Origin of the sequence: Streptomyces sp. NPDC007917 (assembly GCF_042959105.1) — a bacterium.
In the GTDB taxonomy this organism is placed as follows: Bacteria; Actinomycetota; Actinomycetes; order Streptomycetales; family Streptomycetaceae; genus Streptomyces.
Genome location: NZ_JBIBKK010000005.1, coordinates 236692 through 252966, shown reverse-complemented (window position 1 = coordinate 252966; position 16275 = coordinate 236692). Strand labels below are relative to the sequence as shown.

Below are 16275 nucleotides of genomic sequence, written 5' to 3'. Positions count from 1 at the left end.
TGCTTTAGGACGTGGTGCCGGTGCGGCGACCGGATTACTTGATCATGTAGATCGTGGCGAAGAGGCCGATCCAGACGACATCGACGAAGTGCCAGTAGTAGGACACCACGATGGCCGCCGTCGCCTGCTGGTGAGTGAACCTCTTGGCCGCGTACGTCCTGCCCAGGACCAGCAGGAAGGCGATGAGGCCGCCTGTCACGTGCAGTCCGTGGAAACCGGTGGTCAGGTAGAACACCGAGCCGTACGGGTCGGACGAGAGCGACAGGCCCTCGTGCTTGACCAGTTCGGTGTATTCGAAGATCTGCCCGCCGACGAAGATCGCGCCCATGATGAAGGTGATCACGAACCAGGCGCGCAGCTTCTTCACGTCACCGCGCTCGGCAGCGAAGACACCGAGCTGGCAGGTGAGAGAGGAGAGCACCAGGATCGTGGTGTTCGTCGCGGAGAACGGGAAGTTCAGCGCGGACGCCATTTCCTTCCAGTGCTCTGCGCCGGTCACCGATCGCAGGGTGAAGTACATCGCGAAGAGGGCCGCGAAGAACATCAGCTCGGAACTCAGCCAGATGATGGTTCCGACGCTGGTGAGGTTCGGCCGGTTGACCGATGGGTGCGCGTGCCCGGTATCTACTGCTGTTGCTGTCGCCACGACCGACATTATGTCGGTCGCTTATCCAGCCCTCACTCCCGGGGGTACCGTTCGGAGTGTCAAGGGCATCGATGCTGCTCGTACGGCCCGTTGCGAGCGGGGATCCGGCAGTTGTCGAGCGCGTGCCGCCCGGTCCCCCGAAGGAAGGACGGGGTTGCACGCCCCCTCCTCCCCAGGGCTGTACCGGAGTAGCATCCGCGCCAGGAGTCCACCCACGTAACGCGGAGGAACGATGCAGCCGACCGCCACGGTGCTGGTCTACAGCGATGACTCGGGCACCCGCCAGCAGGTCCGGCTCGCGGCCGGGCGCCGGCCCGCCCCCGACGTCCCGCCCGTGGAGTTCGTGGAGTGCGCGACCCTCCCCGCCGTCCTCTCGGCTCTGGAGGACGGCGGTATCGACGTCTGCGTCCTGGACGGCGAGGCGGTGCCCGCGGGCGGCATGGGGGTCTGCCGGCAGATCAAGGACGAGATCTTCCGCTGCCCTCCGGTTCTGCTGCTCATCGGCCGCCCGCAGGACGCCTGGCTGGCCACGTGGAGCCGCGCCGAGGCCGCGGTCACCCATCCGGTGGACCCGGTGGCCTTCGCGGACGCACTGGCCGGGCTGTTGCGCCAGCGGCTCGCCGTGGACGCCTGACCGGGCGCCTGACGCGTCACCGCCCTGCGCCCGGGGCCGTTCCTACACCTGGGGCCGCAGCCTGGCCGAGTCGGCCGTGGTGCCGCCGTCGGCCCGTCCGGAGGCCACGGCGCTGCCCGCACGCCACTTGTCCCAGGCCACGTTCCAGTCGCCGAATCCGTTGTCGAACGGTGTCATCATCGAGCCGCGGCTGTTCACGACCTTGACGATGTCTCCGAGGCGCACGGTGTCGAAGAACCAGTGCGCGTTCTCGGTGCTCATGCCGGTGCAGCCGTGGCTGACGTTGGCCGCGCCCTGTGAGCCGACGGACCAGGGCGCGGCGTGGACGTACTCGCCGCTCCAGGTCACCCGGGCCGCCCAGTGGACCAACAGGTCATAGGAGTTGCCGAGGCCGATGCTGGCGCCGGTCATCCGTACGGAGGACTCCTTGGCGAGGATCACCTTGATGCCGTTGCGGGTGTCGAAGCCGGGCATGCCGGTGGTGATCGGGATGGTACGGATCGCCTGACCGTTCTTGAGCACCGTCATCTGGTGGGTGCCGGAGTCGGTGATGGCCTCGACGCGGTCGCCGGTGTGCAGCCGCAGCGGCTTGGAGGAGGCGCCGTACAGGCCGTTCGCGACCCTGATGCCCTTGAGGTTGGCGTGCACATCGATGGTGGCGTGCGCGGGCCAGTAGTCGCGCGGACGGTAGTGCAGGGTCCGGTCGTCCACCCAGTGCCAGACGCCGTCCACCGCGGGCTGTGAGTCCACCTTCAGGGCGCGTTCGACGACGGCCCGCGCCGAGGGGTCCTTGACCGGCGCGCTCAGCGAGGCGGTGACGGGCTGGCCCACCCCGTAGGTGCCGGCGTCGGGGCCGAAGGTGACCCGCAGCCTGCTCTCGGCCCCCGAGGTGTCGAAGCCGATGGTCCGGCGCCCCGGCGCCCCGTGGGAGTCCTCGGTGCTCACCCGCAGCGTGTAGTGGGTTCCCGCGGCCAGGGGCACGGTGCTGCGCCAGCGCTTGCCGTCGGGCGTGAGCTCCCCGCGTACGTACCGTCCCGCGGAGTCGGTCGCCGTGACGTCGGTGATGCGGCTGTCGTCGCCCTTGGCCGTGACCTCAAGTGGCTTGTCGGGGTCGGCCTTGTGGGAGCCGCCCACGCCGCTGAAGGCGACCTGGTCGGCCGCGTCGTACGGCTTGGCCGCCAGCGGATCCGAGGAGGGGCCGCCGCATCCGGAGAGCCCCGTCGCTATCAGGGGTGCCAGCAGCAGAGCGCAGCCGAGCACCGTCCGGGACCGGGGTGATCGAGGTGTGTGGCTCATGGTCACAAGCTAAGAAGACCGGCCCCGGACGGCTCGCGGAATGCGGCAGTCGGGTGAACAGGAGACCCGGGGGCAACGCGGCGGGGCCCGGACACCTGGGGAGGTGTCCGGGCCCCGCTCGGGCTCGGTGCGCCGGGGCCCGGTTCAAGGGGCTCCGGTGGACGACCGGTTACTGGTTCTGGTTCTCACCGCGGTAGTACTCGAACACCCAGCCGAAGAGGCCGGCCAGGATGACCGGGGCGGAGAAGTACAGCAGCCACCAGCCGAAGATCACGCCCATGAAGGCCAGGGCGCCACCGATCCCCAGGAAGAGCGGCTGCCAGCTGTGCGGGGAGAAGAAACCCAGCTCACCGGCGTCGTCCGCGACATCCGCGTTCTTGTTGTCCTGCGCCCCGACATCCACCCGGCGAGCGGTGAAGGCGAGGTAGTAGCCGATCATCACGCTCAGGCCGAAGGCCAGGAAGAGCGCGGTGGTGCCGGCGGGCTCCTTCGACCACACCCCATAGACGATCGCCATGATGAGGATGAAGACGGAGAGCCAGATGAACATCCGGCCTTGGACCTTCACTTGCTGGCCTCCTTGCCACCCGCGAGGGCCTTGTCATCGGACCCGGCGGCCCCGTGGTTCTCGAGCTGGTCGAGGGCCGCGATCTCCGGGTGGTGCAGGTCGAACGCCGGGGATTCGGAGCGGATACGGGGCAGCGTGACGAAGTTGTGCCGCGGCGGCGGGCAGGAGGTCGCCCACTCCAGCGAGCGGCCGTAGCCCCACGGGTCGTCGACCTCGACCTTCTTGCCGTACTTGGCGGTCTTCCAGACGTTGTAGAAGAACGGCAGGATCGACAGACCGAGCAGGAACGAACTGATGGTCGAGATGGTGTTCAGCGTGGTGAAGCCGTCGGCCTTCAGGTAGTCGGCGTACCGGCGCGGCATGCCCTCGGCGCCGAGCCAGTGCTGGACCAGGAACGTGCCGTGGAAGCCGATGAACAGCGTCCAGAAGGTGATCTTGCCCAAGCGCTCGTCCAGCATCTTGCCGGTGAACTTGGGCCACCAGAAGTGGAATCCGGCGAACATCGCGAACACGACGGTGCCGAAGACCACGTAGTGGAAGTGGGCCACCACGAAGTACGAGTCCGAGACGTGGAAGTCCATCGGGGGCGAGGCCAGGATGACACCGGTCAGACCGCCGAAGGTGAAGGTGATCAGGAAGCCGATCGTCCACAGCATCGGGGTCTCGAAGCTCAGCGATCCCTTCCACATCGTGCCGATCCAGTTGAAGAACTTGATACCGGTCGGCACCGCGATCAGGAACGTCATGAACGAGAAGAACGGCAATAGCACGCCGCCCGTGACGTACATGTGGTGCGCCCACACCGTCACCGAAAGGCCCGCGATGGAGATCGTCGCACCGATCAGGGAGATGTAGCCGAACATCGGCTTGCGCGAGAAGACCGGAATGACCTCGGAGACGATTCCGAAGAACGGCAGCGCGATGATGTACACCTCTGGATGGCCGAAGAACCAGAAGAGGTGCTGCCAGAGCAATGCGCCGCCATTGGCCGCGTCGAAGACGTGCGCGCCGAATTTACGGTCGGCCTCCAGCGCGAACAGCGCGGCGGCCAGGACCGGGAAGGCCAGCAGCACCAGCACACCGGTGAGCAGCACGTTCCAGGTGAAGATCGGCATGCGGAACATCGTCATGCCCGGAGCGCGCATGCAGATGATGGTGGTGATGAAGTTGACCGAGCCGAGGATGGTGCCGAAGCCGGAGAAGGCCAGACCCATGATCCACATGTCGGCGCCCACGCCCGGCGAGCGGACCGCGTCCGACAGCGGCGAGTACGCGAACCAGCCGAAGTCGGCCGCGCCCTGCGGGGTGAGGAACCCGGCCACCGCGATCAGCGAGCCGAACAGGTACAGCCAGTAGGCGAACATGTTCAGCCGCGGGAACGCCACGTCGGGGGCGCCGATCTGCAGCGGCATGATCCAGTTCGCGAAGCCGGCGAACAGCGGGGTGGCGAACATCAGCAGCATGATCGTGCCATGCATGGTGAACGCCTGGTTGAACTGCTCGTTCGACATCAGCTGCGAACCGGGACGGGCCAGCTCGGCGCGCATGAACAGCGCCAGGAGGCCACCGATGCAGAAGAAGGCGAACGAGGTGACGAGGTAGAGCGTCCCGATCGTCTTGTGGTCGGTGGTGGTCAACCACTTGACGACCACGTTCCCTGGCTGCTTGCGGCGCACGGGCAGCTCGTCCGCTTGCGCGGCGGCTGCGTCGGCACCCTGAGGTTCGTTGAGGATGCTCATCGGTTCCTGGTCTCCGCGTTCTTGGCGGCGTCCGTCTGCTCAATGCCCGCCGGGATGTACCCGGTCTGGCCCTTCTTCGCCAGCTCCTTCAGGTGCTCCCGGTACGCCTTCGGAGAGACGACCTTGACGTTGAAGAGCATCCGCGAGTGGTCCTGACCGCACAGCTCGGCGCACTTGCCCATGAAGGTGCCGTACTTGTTCGGGGTCACCTCGAAGCGGTTGGTGTGCCCCGGGATGACGTCCATCTTCATCAGGAAGGGGACCACCCAGAACGAGTGGATGACATCACGGGAGGTCAGGATGAACTGGACCTTCTCGCCCTTCGGCAGCCACAGGGTGGGGCCCGGCCAGCCCTTGTCCGGGTTCCGGTCGCCCGGGATGCCCGCCTCGTAGACGCCCTCGGCGCCCTTGGGCACGGCCTTGAGCATGCGGTCCGGGATCGACGAGACCTCCTTGGGGGTCTTCGCCGGCGTGGACAGGTTCCCGTCCACGTTCTCCATGTAGTTGAAGCCCCAGCTCCACTGGTAGCCCACCACGTTGATCACGTGGTCCGGCTTCTTGGAGGTCTTCAGCAGCTCGTTCTCATCACGCGCGGTGAAGTAGAAGAGCACCGAGACGATGAGGATCGGGACCACGGTGTACAGCGCCTCGATGGGCATGTTGTACCGGGTCTGGGCGGGAACCTCGATCTTGGTCCTGCTGCGGCGGTGGAAAATGACCGCCCACAGGATCAGGCCCCAGACCAGCACGCCCGTGGCGAGCGCAGCCGCCCACGAGCCCTGCCACAGGGAGAGGATCCGCGGCGCCTCCTCCGTGACCGGGGTGGGCATTCCGAGGCGGGGGAAGTCCTTCGATGTGCAACCGGTGGCGGTCGCCAGGACCAAGCCCGCGGCCAGCGCCTGCAGCAGCTTCCGCCGCACCGGGCGCCGCGACGAGCGGTCGGAGCCGTTGGGACTCACGTAGCGCCTTCCCGAGAGTCTCGCCCGCACGGCCGCGGCCGTCTCTCTGGTCGGTCGCCGGCCCGGTGCGGGCAGGGGTTTGGATGTTTATGCGGAGCAAACCCTACTGGACGCCTTTTAGGGCCGCGCGGGGAGGGTGCCCAACGCGCCGGGGTGCTCCCCGAAGAGGTGGAGGAACCCGTTCGAAGGGGACTTCAAGAGACCCGAAGGGACTTCGACGAGGCACGGAGCCGACTTCCGCGGGCTGCGACTAGCGTTTGGTGTGTGCCCTACTTCGACGCCGCTTCGTCCGCCCCGCTGCATCCCGTCGCCCGCCAGGCGCTGCTCGCCGCGCTCGACGAGGGCTGGGCCGACCCGGCCCGCCTCTACCGCGAGGGGCGGCGCGCCAGGCTGCTGTTGGACGCCGCGCGCCAGACGGCGGCCGAGGCCGTCGGGTGTCGCCCCGACGAACTCACTTTCACCTCTTCGGGTACCCGCGCGCTGCACGACGGCATCGCGGGAGCCCTCGCGGGCCGCCGCCGGGCCGGCCGCCATCTGGTCGTCTCCGCCGTCGAGCACTCCGCGGTGCTGCACGCCGCGGCCGCCCACGAGGCGGGCGGCGGCACGGTCACCGAGGTCCCGGTGGACAGCGCCGGCCGGGTCGCGCCGGGCGCGTACGCCGCGGCGCTGCGCGACGCCCCAGGACCGACCGCCCTGGCCGCTCTGCAGTCCGCCAACCACGAGGTGGGCACCCGTCAGCCGGTGGCCGAGGCCGCGGCGGAGTGTGCGGAGGCGGGCGTGCCGCTGCTCGTGGACGCCGCGCAGTCGCTGCCCTGGGGCGCGGTCGCGGGCGGCTGGTCGCTGCTGACCGCGAGCGCCCACAAGTGGGGCGGCCCGTCGGGCGTCGGCCTGCTGGCCGTGCGCAAGGGGGTGCGCTTCGCCGCCCACGGCCCGGCGGACGAGCGCGAGTCGGGCCGCGCCCCCGGCTTCGAGAACATCCCGGCCGTCGTGGCGGCGGCGGCCTCGCTGCGCGCCGTACGGGAGGAGTCCGCCGCGGAGGCGGAGCGGCTGCGGGAGCTGGTCGACCGGATCCGTACGCGGGTGCCCCGGCTGATCCCCGACGTGGAGGTGGTCGGCGACCCGGAGCGGCGGCTGCCCCATCTGGTGACCTTCTCGTGTCTCTATGTCGACGGGGAGACATTGCTGCACGAGCTGGACCGCGCGGGTTTCTCCGTCTCCTCCGGCTCCTCGTGCACCTCGAGCACCCTGACGCCGAGCCATGTGCTGCGCGCGATGGGGGTGCTGTCGGAGGGCAACGTCCGGGTCTCGCTGCCGCTGGGGACGCCCGAGGAGGACGTGGAGCGCTTCCTCGCCCTGCTGCCGGACGTGGTGCGCCGGGTGCGCGGACAGCTGGGCGCGCCGGAGCGGGACCTCACGGCGGCGGTGGGGTCGGCGGCCGCCGCCGGTCCGGGCGGCGGGGAGGCGGCGGAGGAGGCGGCGGAGCTGGTGGTCGACTCGCTCGGCAAGCTCTGCCCGATCCCGGTCATCGAGCTGGCCAAGGTCATCGGGGACGTCCCGGTCGGCGGCGTCGTCACCGTGCTCGCCGACGACGAGGCCGCCCGGCTGGACATCCCGGCGTGGTGCGCGATGCGCGGCCACGAGTACATGGGCGAACGCCCGGCCGACCACGGCACGGCGTACCGCGTCCGCCGCCGGGCGTAACCCGCTCTGCGGTCCTCAGCCGGCGAGGTGGGGCTGGATCTCGGAGGCCGCCTCCTGGCCGTACGCCTTGGCGAAGCGCTCCGTGAAGTGGCCGCGGCGCAGCTCGTACTCCTGGGGGCCGAGGGTCTCGATGACCAGTGTGGCGAGCATGCAGCCGACCTGGGCCGCGCGCTCGAGGGACAGGTCCCAGGAGAGCCCGGAGAGGAAGCCGGCGCGGAACGCGTCGCCGACGCCCGTCGGGTCCACCTTCGCCTCCTCCTCCGGGCAGCCGACGACGATCGGCTGCTCGCCGACGCGGTCGATCCGCACACCCTGCGCGCCGAGCGTGGTGACGCGGGTGCCGATCTTGGCCAGGATCTCGTCCGCCGACCAGCCGGTCTTGGTCTCGATCAGCGCGGCCTCGTACTCATTGGTGAACAGGTAGTCCGCGCCCTCGACGAGCATCCGGATGTCCTCGCCGCCCATGCGCGCGAGCTGCTGCGAGGGGTCGGCGGCGAAGGGGATGGAGCGGGTGCGGCACTCCTCGGTGTGGCGGACCATCGCCTCCGGGTCGTCTGCGCTGATGAGGACGAGGTCGAGCCCGCCGACCCGGTCGGCGACGGGCTGCAGCTCGATCTGGCGGGCCTCGCTCATCGCGCCGGTGTAGAAGGACGCGATCTGGTTGTGGTCGGCGTCGGTGGTGCAGACGAAGCGCGCGGTGTGCAGCACCTCGGAGATATGGACGGAATCGGTGTCCACACCGTGGCGCTCCAGCCAGGCCCGGTACTCCGCGAAGTCCGCGCCGGCCGCTCCGACGAGGATCGGGCGCAGGCCGAGGACGCCCATGCCGTAGCAGATGTTGGGGCCGACGCCGCCGCGGCGGACGTCGAGGGTGTCCACCAGGAAGGAGAGGGAGACCGTGTGCAGCTGGTCGGCGACCAGCTGGTCGGCGAAGCGGCCGGGGAAGGTCATCAGGTGGTCGGTGGCGATGGAGCCGGTGACTGCGATACGCACGGCTGGTCTGCTCCTGCGGGAGACGGAGGAAGTCGGAGGAAACGCGCGCCTTACGCTATCGGCTCCGCCACCCCCGCACGAATGGCCGAAACCACCCGATAGTAGCTCTTTGCGTACTGCGTTCACGATGCATACGCCGCCGGTTACGGCGCATGGAGGAACCACGCGCCCCCGCGCTCCGTCTCAGCGACGTCCCCTCGCGAGAGATGGGACGGTACAGCCGAGCGGATCCGAAGGAGCGAAACGGTGAGCACCGAGGACACCGACACCCCACAGACCCCCGAGGGCGAGAACCCGCGGCCGCGGCGGCGTTCGCCGCTGGCCGTCGCCTCGGTGGCGGCGGCGGTGCTGCTCGCCGGTGGCGGCGGGGCGTACTGGGCCTCCACCGCCGCGGGCGGCGGCGCGCAGGACCCGGGGGCCGCACAGAAGGACGGTTCGCCGAAGCCGCTCGCCCTGGACGGTTACGGATCGCCGGGCCGGGCGGGCATCGCGCCGGGCGAGCCGAACCCGTACGGGCGGCAGTACAAGGCCGCGGGCGAGCTGCCAAAGGGGCCCGAGTCGGCGCCGGTGTACGAAACCGCCGCCGAGGTCGCCAAGGACGAGGTGGCGCGGCTGGCCAAGGCCCTGGACGTGGCGGGGACCCCGCGCGCGGACCACGGCGTCTGGAAGGTCGGGGGCGCCAAGGACGCGAGGGGCCCGGTGCTCCAGGTGAGCCAGAAGGGGCCGGGCGGCTGGTCGTACACGGCCTACGGGTCGCCGGGCGGCACCTCCTGCGTACAGCAGCCGGACACGGGCTCCGGCGCCCAGCCCTCCGACGCGCAGTCCACCGACTCCACGGGGAGCGGTAAGAGCTGCCCCTCCTACCGTGGCGGGCCCGCCGACTCCAAGGGGTCCGGGTCCGAGGGGTCCGGGTCCGAGGGCTCCGGGGCCCGGGGCGACAAGGGCGCCAAGGGGTCCGAGGGCTCGGACAAGGCCGTCTCGGAGGCCGAGGCCAAGCGGGCGGCCCAGCCGGTGCTGGACGAGCTGGGGCTGAGCGGCGCGAAGCTGGACGCGACGCAGCTCTACGGCGCGGTGCGGGTCGTGAAGGCGGACCCGGTGCTGGACGGTCTGCCGACGCACGGCTGGCGGACGAGCCTGCAGGTGGCCGCCGACGGACAGCTGGTCGGCGGCGACGGTCTGCTGTCGAAGCCCGCGAAGGACGACACGTATCCGCTGATCGGCGCCGCCGAGGCGATGAAGCGGCTCAACAAGGGCGACGGCATCTCGGGCGGCGCGGACGGCGAGGACGTCGTGCCCGAGAAGGCGGAGCCCGCGGAGAAGGCGCCCGAGGAGGCGGCGACGGGCAGCGCGAGCGGCACGGGCGACGAGGTCACGGTGCGCAAGGCGACGCTGGCGCTCGCGGCGCACTCGGTGGGCGGCCGGCGGGCGCTGGTGCCGTCCTGGATCTTCCAGGTCGGCCCGTCGAGCGCGGATGACTCCGTGAACACGGTCGCCTACCCCGCCATCGACCCGAAGTTCATCAAGAAGCCGTCCCCCTCGGGTACGTCCCCCTCCACCAAGCCCGGCGAGGAGAACGTCGACGACATCACCTCGTACACCGTGGACGGCAAGAGCCTGACGGTGCGCTTCTGGGGCGGCGTCTGCGAGCGGTACTCGGTCTCGGCGGTGGAGTCCTCGTCGCAGGTGAAGGTGGAGATCAAGGGCAAGCGGCTGCACCCGGGCCGGCCCTGCATCCTCATCGCCAAGCAGATCGACAAGAAGGTCGAGCTGGACAAGCCGCTCGGCGACCGCAAGGTCGTGGACGCCAGGACCGGCGAGACGGTGCCCAAGCGCAAGTAGGGCAGCGAGAACCGAAGACGCCGCAGGGGGCGGGCCCGGCACCGGGCTCGCCCCCTGCGGCGTCTGATCGAGGTGAGGCCGCTTGCGTGAAGCGCCTCAGCTGAAGGAGTCGCCGCAGGCGCAGGAGCCCGTGGCGTTCGGGTTGTCGATGGTGAAGCCCTGCTTCTCGATGGTGTCGACGAAGTCGATCGAGGCGCCGTTCAGGTACGGAGCGCTCATGCGGTCGGTCACGACCTTGACCCCGCCGAAGTCCTTGACGACGTCGCCGTCGAGCGAGCGCTCGTCGAAGAAGAGCTGGTAGCGCAGGCCGGAGCAGCCGCCGGGCTGGACGGCGACGCGCAGCGCGAGGTCGTCGCGGCCCTCCTGCTCCAGCAGGCCCTTGACCTTCGACGCGGCGGCGTCGGACAGGATGATGCCCTCGCTCGCGGTGGTCTCGTCCTGAACGGTCATCTGCTTCTCTCCCGGGTCGTACGGACTGCTTGCCGTCGGCTCCAACCAACGGCGTCCCGGATTCATTCCGGGGCGGGCGCTTTTCTCACCGCGCTGTTCATGCTCGCACACACGGGCCTCGCCCTGGAATGCGTCACATCGACGCGATGGGCATCGTCAAACTGACATGAAGCAGTTATGATAGATAGCGTCATTTTGACGATTACTGGGTCCCCATGAAGAAAGAAGGGTGCGTGACGTGACCACCGCCCAACCCCTCGATGTCCAGCCGACACCGCTCGCCCTGCTCCTCCTCGGCCGGGAGGCCGACCCCAGGAGCGAGCGCGGCGTGGAGTGCCCCGGCGACCTTCCCGCGCCCTCCGACCCGGACCTGGTGGCGCGCGCCCGCGCGGCCAAGGCCGAGCTCGGGGACCGGGTGTTCGTGCTCGGCCACCACTACCAGCGCGACGAGGTCATCGAGTTCGCCGATGTCACCGGGGACTCCTTCAAGCTGGCCCGCGACGCGGCCGCCCGGCCCGACGCCGAGTACATCGTCTTCTGCGGTGTGCACTTCATGGCCGAGTCCGCCGACATCCTCACCGGCGACAGCCAGCAGGTGATCCTCCCGGACCTGGCCGCGGGCTGTTCGATGGCCGACATGGCCACCGCCGAGCAGGTCGCCGAGTGCTGGGACGTGCTGACGGAGGCCGGGGTCGCCGGGGCGACGGTGCCCGTCTCGTACATGAACTCCTCCGCCGACATCAAGGCCTTCACCGGCAAGCACGGCGGCACCATCTGCACCTCCTCCAACGCGAAGCGGGCCTTGGACTGGGCCTTCGAACAGGGAGAGAAGGTGCTGTTCCTGCCCGACCAGCACCTCGGGCGCAACACCGCGGTGCGCGAGATGGGCCTGTCCCTGGACGACTGCGTGGTCTACAACCCGCACAAGCCGGGCGGCGGGCTGACCGCCGACGAGCTGCGCGCGGCCAAGATGATCCTGTGGCGCGGGCACTGCTCGGTGCACGGCCGCTTCTCGCTGGACTCCGTCAACGAGGTCCGCGAGCGCATCCCGGGCGTCAACGTCCTGGTGCACCCCGAGTGCAAGCACGAGGTGGTGGCGGCGGCGGACCATGTGGGCTCGACCGAGCACATCATCAAGACGCTGGAGGCCGCCCCGGCCGGGTCGAAGTGGGCGATCGGCACCGAGCTGAACCTCGTCCGGCGCCTGGCGAACCGTTTCGCCAGCGAGGACAAGGAGATCGTCTTCCTCGATCGCACGGTGTGCTTCTGCTCCACCATGAACCGCATCGACCTGCCGCATCTGGTCTGGTCCCTGGAGTCGCTGGCCGCCGGCAAGGTCGTCAACCGCATCCAGGTCGACAAGGAGACCGAGGCCTACGCCAAGCTCGCCCTCGAGCGCATGCTGGCCCTGCCGTAACGGACACCTGCGGCAGAACGCCTTCAGGGCCCGGGGCCGGAACGCCCCGGGCCCTGAAGTCCGCCCGCTCACACCCGGGGCCGCACCAGCCCCGTCTCGTACGAGATCACCACCAGCTGCGCCCGGTCGCGGGCGCCGAGCTTGGCCATCGCCCGGTTCACATGCGTCTTGACCGTGAGCGGGCTGACCTCCAGCCGCGCCGCGATCTCGTCGTTGGACAGCCCGCCCGCGACCTGCACCAGCACCTCGCGCTCCCGCCCGGTCAGCGCGTCCAGCCGCGCCGCGTCATACGCCCCGGCCTCCCCGTCCCGCCCACCGCCCTGCGCCAGGAACTTGGCGATCAGCCCCTTCGTGGCGGCAGGCGACAGCAGCGCCTCCCCCGCCGCCGCGATCCGGATCGCGGCCAGCAGCTCATCGGGCTCGGCGCCCTTGCCCAGAAAGCCGCTCGCGCCGGCCCGCAGCGACTCCACGACGTACTCGTCCACCTCGAAGGTCGTCAGCATCACCACCCGGACGTCCTCGAGCCGCGGATCCTCGCTGATCATGCGGGTCGCGGTCAGCCCGTCCGTACCGGGCATCCGGATGTCCATCAGCACCACATCGGCGCCCCGGTCACGGGCGATCTCCACCGCCTCGGCGCCGTCCGACGCCTCGCCGACCACCTCCATGTCCGGCTCGGAGTCCACCAGCACCCGGAACGCACTGCGCAGCAGCGCCTGGTCGTCGGCCAGCAGCACCTTGATCGTCATGAGTCCCCTTCACCCCCTTCGCCCCCTTTTCCGCGCGCCTCCCCTGTCCGCGCCTGCAGGGGCAGTCTCACCCGGACCCGGAAACCGCCCTGCGACCGGGGTCCCGCCTCGCAGCTGCCGCCCAGCGCGGCGACCCGCTCCCGCATCCCGATCAGCCCGTGTCCGCCGCCGGGCTCCTCTGCTGGGGGCTGCTCCGCGCAGGGCCCGTCGTCGTCGACCGTGATCAGCAGCACGGCGGAGGTGCGCACGATGCGGACCTGGGCCTTGGCGTCCGGCCCGGCGTGCTTGTGCACATTGGTCAGGGCCTCCTGGACGATCCGGTAGGCGGTGAGGTCCACCGAAGCCGCCAGCGGGCCGAGCCCGTCCCGGGAGACCGCCTCCACCTCCACCCGCAGCCCGGCCTTGACGAAACCGTCGACGAGCTGGTCCAGCACCGCGAGGCCCGGGGCCGGCTCGGTGGGCGCGGCCGGGTCGCCGTACTGCCGCAGCAGCCCGACGGTGGCGCGCAGCTCGTCCAGCGCCGAGCGGCTGGCCTGGCGTACATGCGCGAGCGCCTGCTTGGCCTGGTCCGGGCGGTTGTCCATGACGTGCGAGGCGACCCCGGCCTGGACGTTGACCAGCGCGATGTGATGGGCGACCACATCGTGCAGCTCGCGGGCGATGCGCAGCCGCTCCTCGGCGACCCGGCGGCGGGCCTCCTCCTCCCGGGTCCGCTCGGCGCGCACCGCGCGCTCCTCGATGGCCGCGACATAGGCGCGGCGGCTGCGGGCCGCGTCGCCCGCGGCGGCGGCCAGCCCGGTCCAGGTGAAGATGCCGAAGTTCTCCTGCGAGTACCAGGGGCGCACCCCGCAGAGCATCGCGACCCCGGTGAGCAGGGCGACGGTGGTCAGCCCGACCCGCAGCGTGGTCGGCCGGTCGGTGCGCGCGGCGACGGTGCACAGGGCCACCACGACGCCGAACACGATCGAGATGCGCGGCGGCCCGTCGTGGGCGGTGACGACCTCCACGACCGTGAGCCCGGCGGTGACCGCGAGAACGCCGATCGGGAATCTGCGGCGCAGCACCAGCGCGGCCGCGGCGAGCCCGGCCAGCAGGACGAAGACCGAGTCGATCGGATCGACGGAGCGGTGCCCGGTGTGCGGGCTGGCGGCTGCGCCGATCAGCATCAGCGCGAAGGCGACCACGGCCAGCAGCACGTCCAGCGCACGCGGATGCGCGATCAGCCAGCGGTACGGACGGGCCAGACCTGGCCCGACGGCGAGGGGAGTCACGGCATCCAACCGTAAGCGCTGGGCCACGGCGCGCCGTCTCAGCCCGGAATGAGGCCGTCGTCCCTGAGCATCGCCCGGACCTCCTGGAGCGTCGCGTCCGGGCCCGGCAGGATCAGTTGGGAGGGTTCCAGAGAATCGTCGGGCAGCGGCTCGCCCAGTGAGCGCACGGCGTCCAGCAGCGCGCCGAGAGTGCGCCGGAAGCCGTCCGCGTCGCCGCTCTGCACCTCGGCGAGCAGCTCGTCATCGAGCTTGTTCAGTCCGGACAGGTGGGAGTCGTCCACCCTCAGCTGCCCCTCCCCCATGATCCGTACGATCATGACGACCTCCTCCGGGGCCGGTGGACCACGTGTCCAGGACTACTTGTCCATATTGGGGCGGGGCTGCTCCTGCTTCTGCCCGCCCTCGATGGCCTGCTGCGGGGCGCCGCCCGCCAGCTCGGCCTTCATCCGCTGCAGCTCCAGCTCCACGTCCGAGCCGCCGGAGATCCGGTCCAGCTCCGCGGCGAGGTCGTCCTTGGCCATGCCGGAGGGGTCGTCGAGGGCGCCGGAGGCCATCAGCTCGTCGAGGGCGCCGGCCCGGGCCTGCAGCTGCGCGGTCTTGTCCTCGGCGCGCTGGATCGCCATGCCGACGTCGCCCATCTCCTCGGAGATGCCGGAGAACGCCTCGCCGATCCGGGTCTGCGCCTGGGCCGCGGTGTAGGTGGCCTTGATGGTCTCCTTCTTCGTACGGAAGGCGTCCACCTTGGCCTGCAGCCGCTGCGCGGCCAGCGTCAGCTTCTCCTCCTCGCCCTGCAGCGTCTGGTGCTGGGTCTCCAGGTCGGTGACCTGCTGCTGCAGCGCGGCACGGCGGGACAGCGCCTCGCGCGCCAGGTCCTCCCGGCCCAGCGCGAGCGCCTTGCGCCCCTGGTCCTCGAGCTTGGCGGACTGCCCCTGCAACTGGTTGAGCTGGAGCTCCAGCCGCTTGCGGGAGGTGGCCACGTCGGCGACGCCGCGCCGCACCTTCTGCAGCAGCTCCAGCTGCTTCTGGTACGAGTAGTCGAGGGTCTCGCGCGGGTCCTCGGCCCGGTCCAGGGCCTTGTTGGCCTTCGCGCGGAAGATCATTCCCATACGCTTCATGACACCGCTCATGGGCCTCGCGCGCCCCCTTCTGACGGACTACGGACTACCGGCTCCAGCACATCCAACAGACCCAGCCTACGGGCCACACATCCATTACCGCACTGTTCGGACCCGCTCGTGCTCCTCCTGCAGGACGATCGGTTCCCGGGCGCCTCCGGCGCAAGGAGGAGCAAAGGCTTGGCAGCGAGGAGCAGTGATGAGCGCGGTGCCGTTGCCGGATCGTTCCCCCAGAGGCTGGGGCCCACACCCGCAAACCCGTACCCTTGGGCTTTGTGTTCCGTAGCCGTTCAAAGGACGAGCAGGCCGCCACCACCAAGGTGATCGCGGACCAGCCGCAGCAGACCCGTGACCCTCAGGCGCCCAAGGGCCGCCCGACCCCCAAGCGCAGCGAGGCCCAGTCGCAGCGCCGCAGCCTGGCGAACTCGCAGATGAGCCGCAAGGACGCGACGCGGCGCCAGCGCGAGGCCCGCCGGGCCGACCTCGCGCGCCAGCGCGAGGCGCTGGCCGGCGGCGACGAGCGGTATCTGCCGGCCCGTGACAAGGGTCCGGTGCGGCGCTTCGCCCGTGACTACGTGGACTCCCGCTTCTTCGTCGCGGAGTTCTTCCTGCCGCTGGCCGTGGTGATCCTGGTCCTCAGCATGATCCAGGCCGGGGCCATGCAGACCTATGTGCTGCTGCTGTGGATGCTGGTCATCCTGCTGATCGTCATCAACTCCGTCGTCCTCGGCATCCAGCTCAAGCGCCAGCTGCGCAAGAAGTTCCCCGACGAGAACCTGCGCGGCGTGGTGGCGTACGCCCTGATGCGCACGCTCCAGATGCGCCGCCTGCGGCTGCCCAAGCCGCAGGTCAAGCGCGGAGAGCGGCCCTGAGCGCGGCCCCTTCCGGTTTCGCGGGC

General features: G+C 70.3%; 16 protein-coding genes. 5 read left to right on the top strand and 11 right to left on the bottom strand.

The window, feature by feature from the left end:
* Window positions 1-34: 34 nt before the first annotated feature.
* Window positions 35-655 carry a heme-copper oxidase subunit III gene (locus ACFZDL_RS11515; RefSeq protein ID WP_014180385.1) on the bottom strand — a complete coding sequence of 207 codons (621 nt, stop codon included), beginning with the start codon at window positions 653-655 and terminating at the stop codon, window positions 35-37.
* Between the two features lie 223 nt (window positions 656-878).
* On the opposite strand from ACFZDL_RS11515, the gene ACFZDL_RS11510 reads away from it, so the two are divergent.
* Window positions 879-1280: a hypothetical protein gene (locus ACFZDL_RS11510; protein ID WP_353592844.1), complete on the top strand. Its 402-nt coding sequence runs from the start codon at window positions 879-881 to the stop codon at window positions 1278-1280.
* Between the two features lie 42 nt (window positions 1281-1322).
* Here the strand turns inward: ACFZDL_RS11510 and ACFZDL_RS11505 are convergent, their stop codons facing one another.
* The 4 genes from ACFZDL_RS11505 to coxB form a co-directional block, all read right to left on the bottom strand.
* Window positions 1323-2576: an Ig-like domain-containing protein gene (locus ACFZDL_RS11505; RefSeq protein ID WP_353592843.1), complete on the bottom strand. Its 1254-nt coding sequence runs from the start codon at window positions 2574-2576 to the stop codon at window positions 1323-1325.
* A gap of 169 nt (window positions 2577-2745) precedes the next feature.
* Window positions 2746-3144 carry a cytochrome c oxidase subunit 4 gene (locus tag ACFZDL_RS11500; protein WP_353592842.1) on the bottom strand — a complete coding sequence of 133 codons (399 nt, stop codon included), beginning with the start codon at window positions 3142-3144 and terminating at the stop codon, window positions 2746-2748.
* Entirely contained in the window at window positions 3141-4883 is a 1743-nt protein-coding gene (gene ctaD / locus ACFZDL_RS11495; protein WP_391190949.1) for a cytochrome c oxidase subunit I, read from the bottom strand. The genes ACFZDL_RS11500 and ctaD overlap by 4 nt, the downstream gene beginning before the upstream one ends.
* On the bottom strand, window positions 4880-5842 hold the full coding sequence (coxB, locus tag ACFZDL_RS11490; RefSeq protein ID WP_353594431.1) for a cytochrome c oxidase subunit II: 963 nt from the start codon (window positions 5840-5842) through the stop codon (window positions 4880-4882). The genes ctaD and coxB overlap by 4 nt, the downstream gene beginning before the upstream one ends.
* 264 nt (window positions 5843-6106) lie before the next feature.
* Between coxB and ACFZDL_RS11485 the strand changes: the two genes are divergently transcribed.
* Window positions 6107-7543: an aminotransferase class V-fold PLP-dependent enzyme gene (locus ACFZDL_RS11485; RefSeq protein WP_353594432.1), complete on the top strand. Its 1437-nt coding sequence runs from the start codon at window positions 6107-6109 to the stop codon at window positions 7541-7543.
* A 15-nt stretch (window positions 7544-7558) separates the two neighbouring features.
* On the opposite strand, the gene ACFZDL_RS11480 is transcribed toward ACFZDL_RS11485, so the two are convergent.
* A complete protein-coding gene (locus tag ACFZDL_RS11480; protein ID WP_353594433.1) occupies window positions 7559-8536 on the bottom strand; it encodes a carbohydrate kinase family protein in 978 nt (325 codons plus the stop codon).
* 246 nt (window positions 8537-8782) lie between these two features.
* Here ACFZDL_RS11480 and ACFZDL_RS11475 point away from each other — a divergent pair, with 246 nt between their 5' ends.
* Complete coding sequence (locus ACFZDL_RS11475; RefSeq protein WP_353594434.1) at window positions 8783-10375, top strand: hypothetical protein; 1593 nt, start codon at window positions 8783-8785, stop codon at window positions 10373-10375.
* Window positions 10376-10471: 96 nt separating this feature from the next.
* On the opposite strand, the gene ACFZDL_RS11470 is transcribed toward ACFZDL_RS11475, so the two are convergent.
* Window positions 10472-10825, bottom strand: a complete 354-nt coding sequence (locus tag ACFZDL_RS11470) for an iron-sulfur cluster assembly accessory protein (protein ID WP_311724667.1) — start codon at window positions 10823-10825, stop codon at window positions 10472-10474.
* Between the two features lie 229 nt (window positions 10826-11054).
* Between ACFZDL_RS11470 and nadA the strand changes: the two genes are divergently transcribed.
* Window positions 11055-12242: a quinolinate synthase NadA gene (gene nadA, locus ACFZDL_RS11465; protein ID WP_353594435.1), complete on the top strand. Its 1188-nt coding sequence runs from the start codon at window positions 11055-11057 to the stop codon at window positions 12240-12242.
* A 68-nt stretch (window positions 12243-12310) separates the two neighbouring features.
* On the opposite strand, the gene ACFZDL_RS11460 is transcribed toward nadA, so the two are convergent.
* The 4 genes from ACFZDL_RS11460 to ACFZDL_RS11445 are packed head-to-tail and all read right to left on the bottom strand — an operon-like array spanning window position 12311 to window position 15389.
* Window positions 12311-12991, bottom strand: a complete 681-nt coding sequence (locus tag ACFZDL_RS11460; protein WP_353594436.1) for a response regulator transcription factor — start codon at window positions 12989-12991, stop codon at window positions 12311-12313.
* Window positions 12988-14271, bottom strand: a complete 1284-nt coding sequence (locus ACFZDL_RS11455) for a histidine kinase (RefSeq protein WP_353594438.1) — start codon at window positions 14269-14271, stop codon at window positions 12988-12990. Before ACFZDL_RS11455 ends, ACFZDL_RS11460 begins: the two co-directional genes overlap by 4 nt.
* A 29-nt stretch (window positions 14272-14300) precedes the next feature.
* Entirely contained in the window at window positions 14301-14579 is a 279-nt protein-coding gene (locus tag ACFZDL_RS11450; RefSeq protein ID WP_353594439.1) for a hypothetical protein, read from the bottom strand.
* Window positions 14580-14618: 39 nt separating this feature from the next.
* Window positions 14619-15389: a PspA/IM30 family protein gene (locus ACFZDL_RS11445; protein WP_353594441.1), complete on the bottom strand. Its 771-nt coding sequence runs from the start codon at window positions 15387-15389 to the stop codon at window positions 14619-14621.
* A gap of 263 nt (window positions 15390-15652) precedes the next feature.
* Here ACFZDL_RS11445 and ACFZDL_RS11440 point away from each other — a divergent pair, with 263 nt between their 5' ends.
* Window positions 15653-16249 (top strand): DUF3043 domain-containing protein, encoded by a 597-nt coding sequence (locus ACFZDL_RS11440; protein WP_353594442.1) that lies wholly within the window; start codon window positions 15653-15655, stop codon window positions 16247-16249.
* Window positions 16250-16275: the final 26 nt, after the last annotated feature.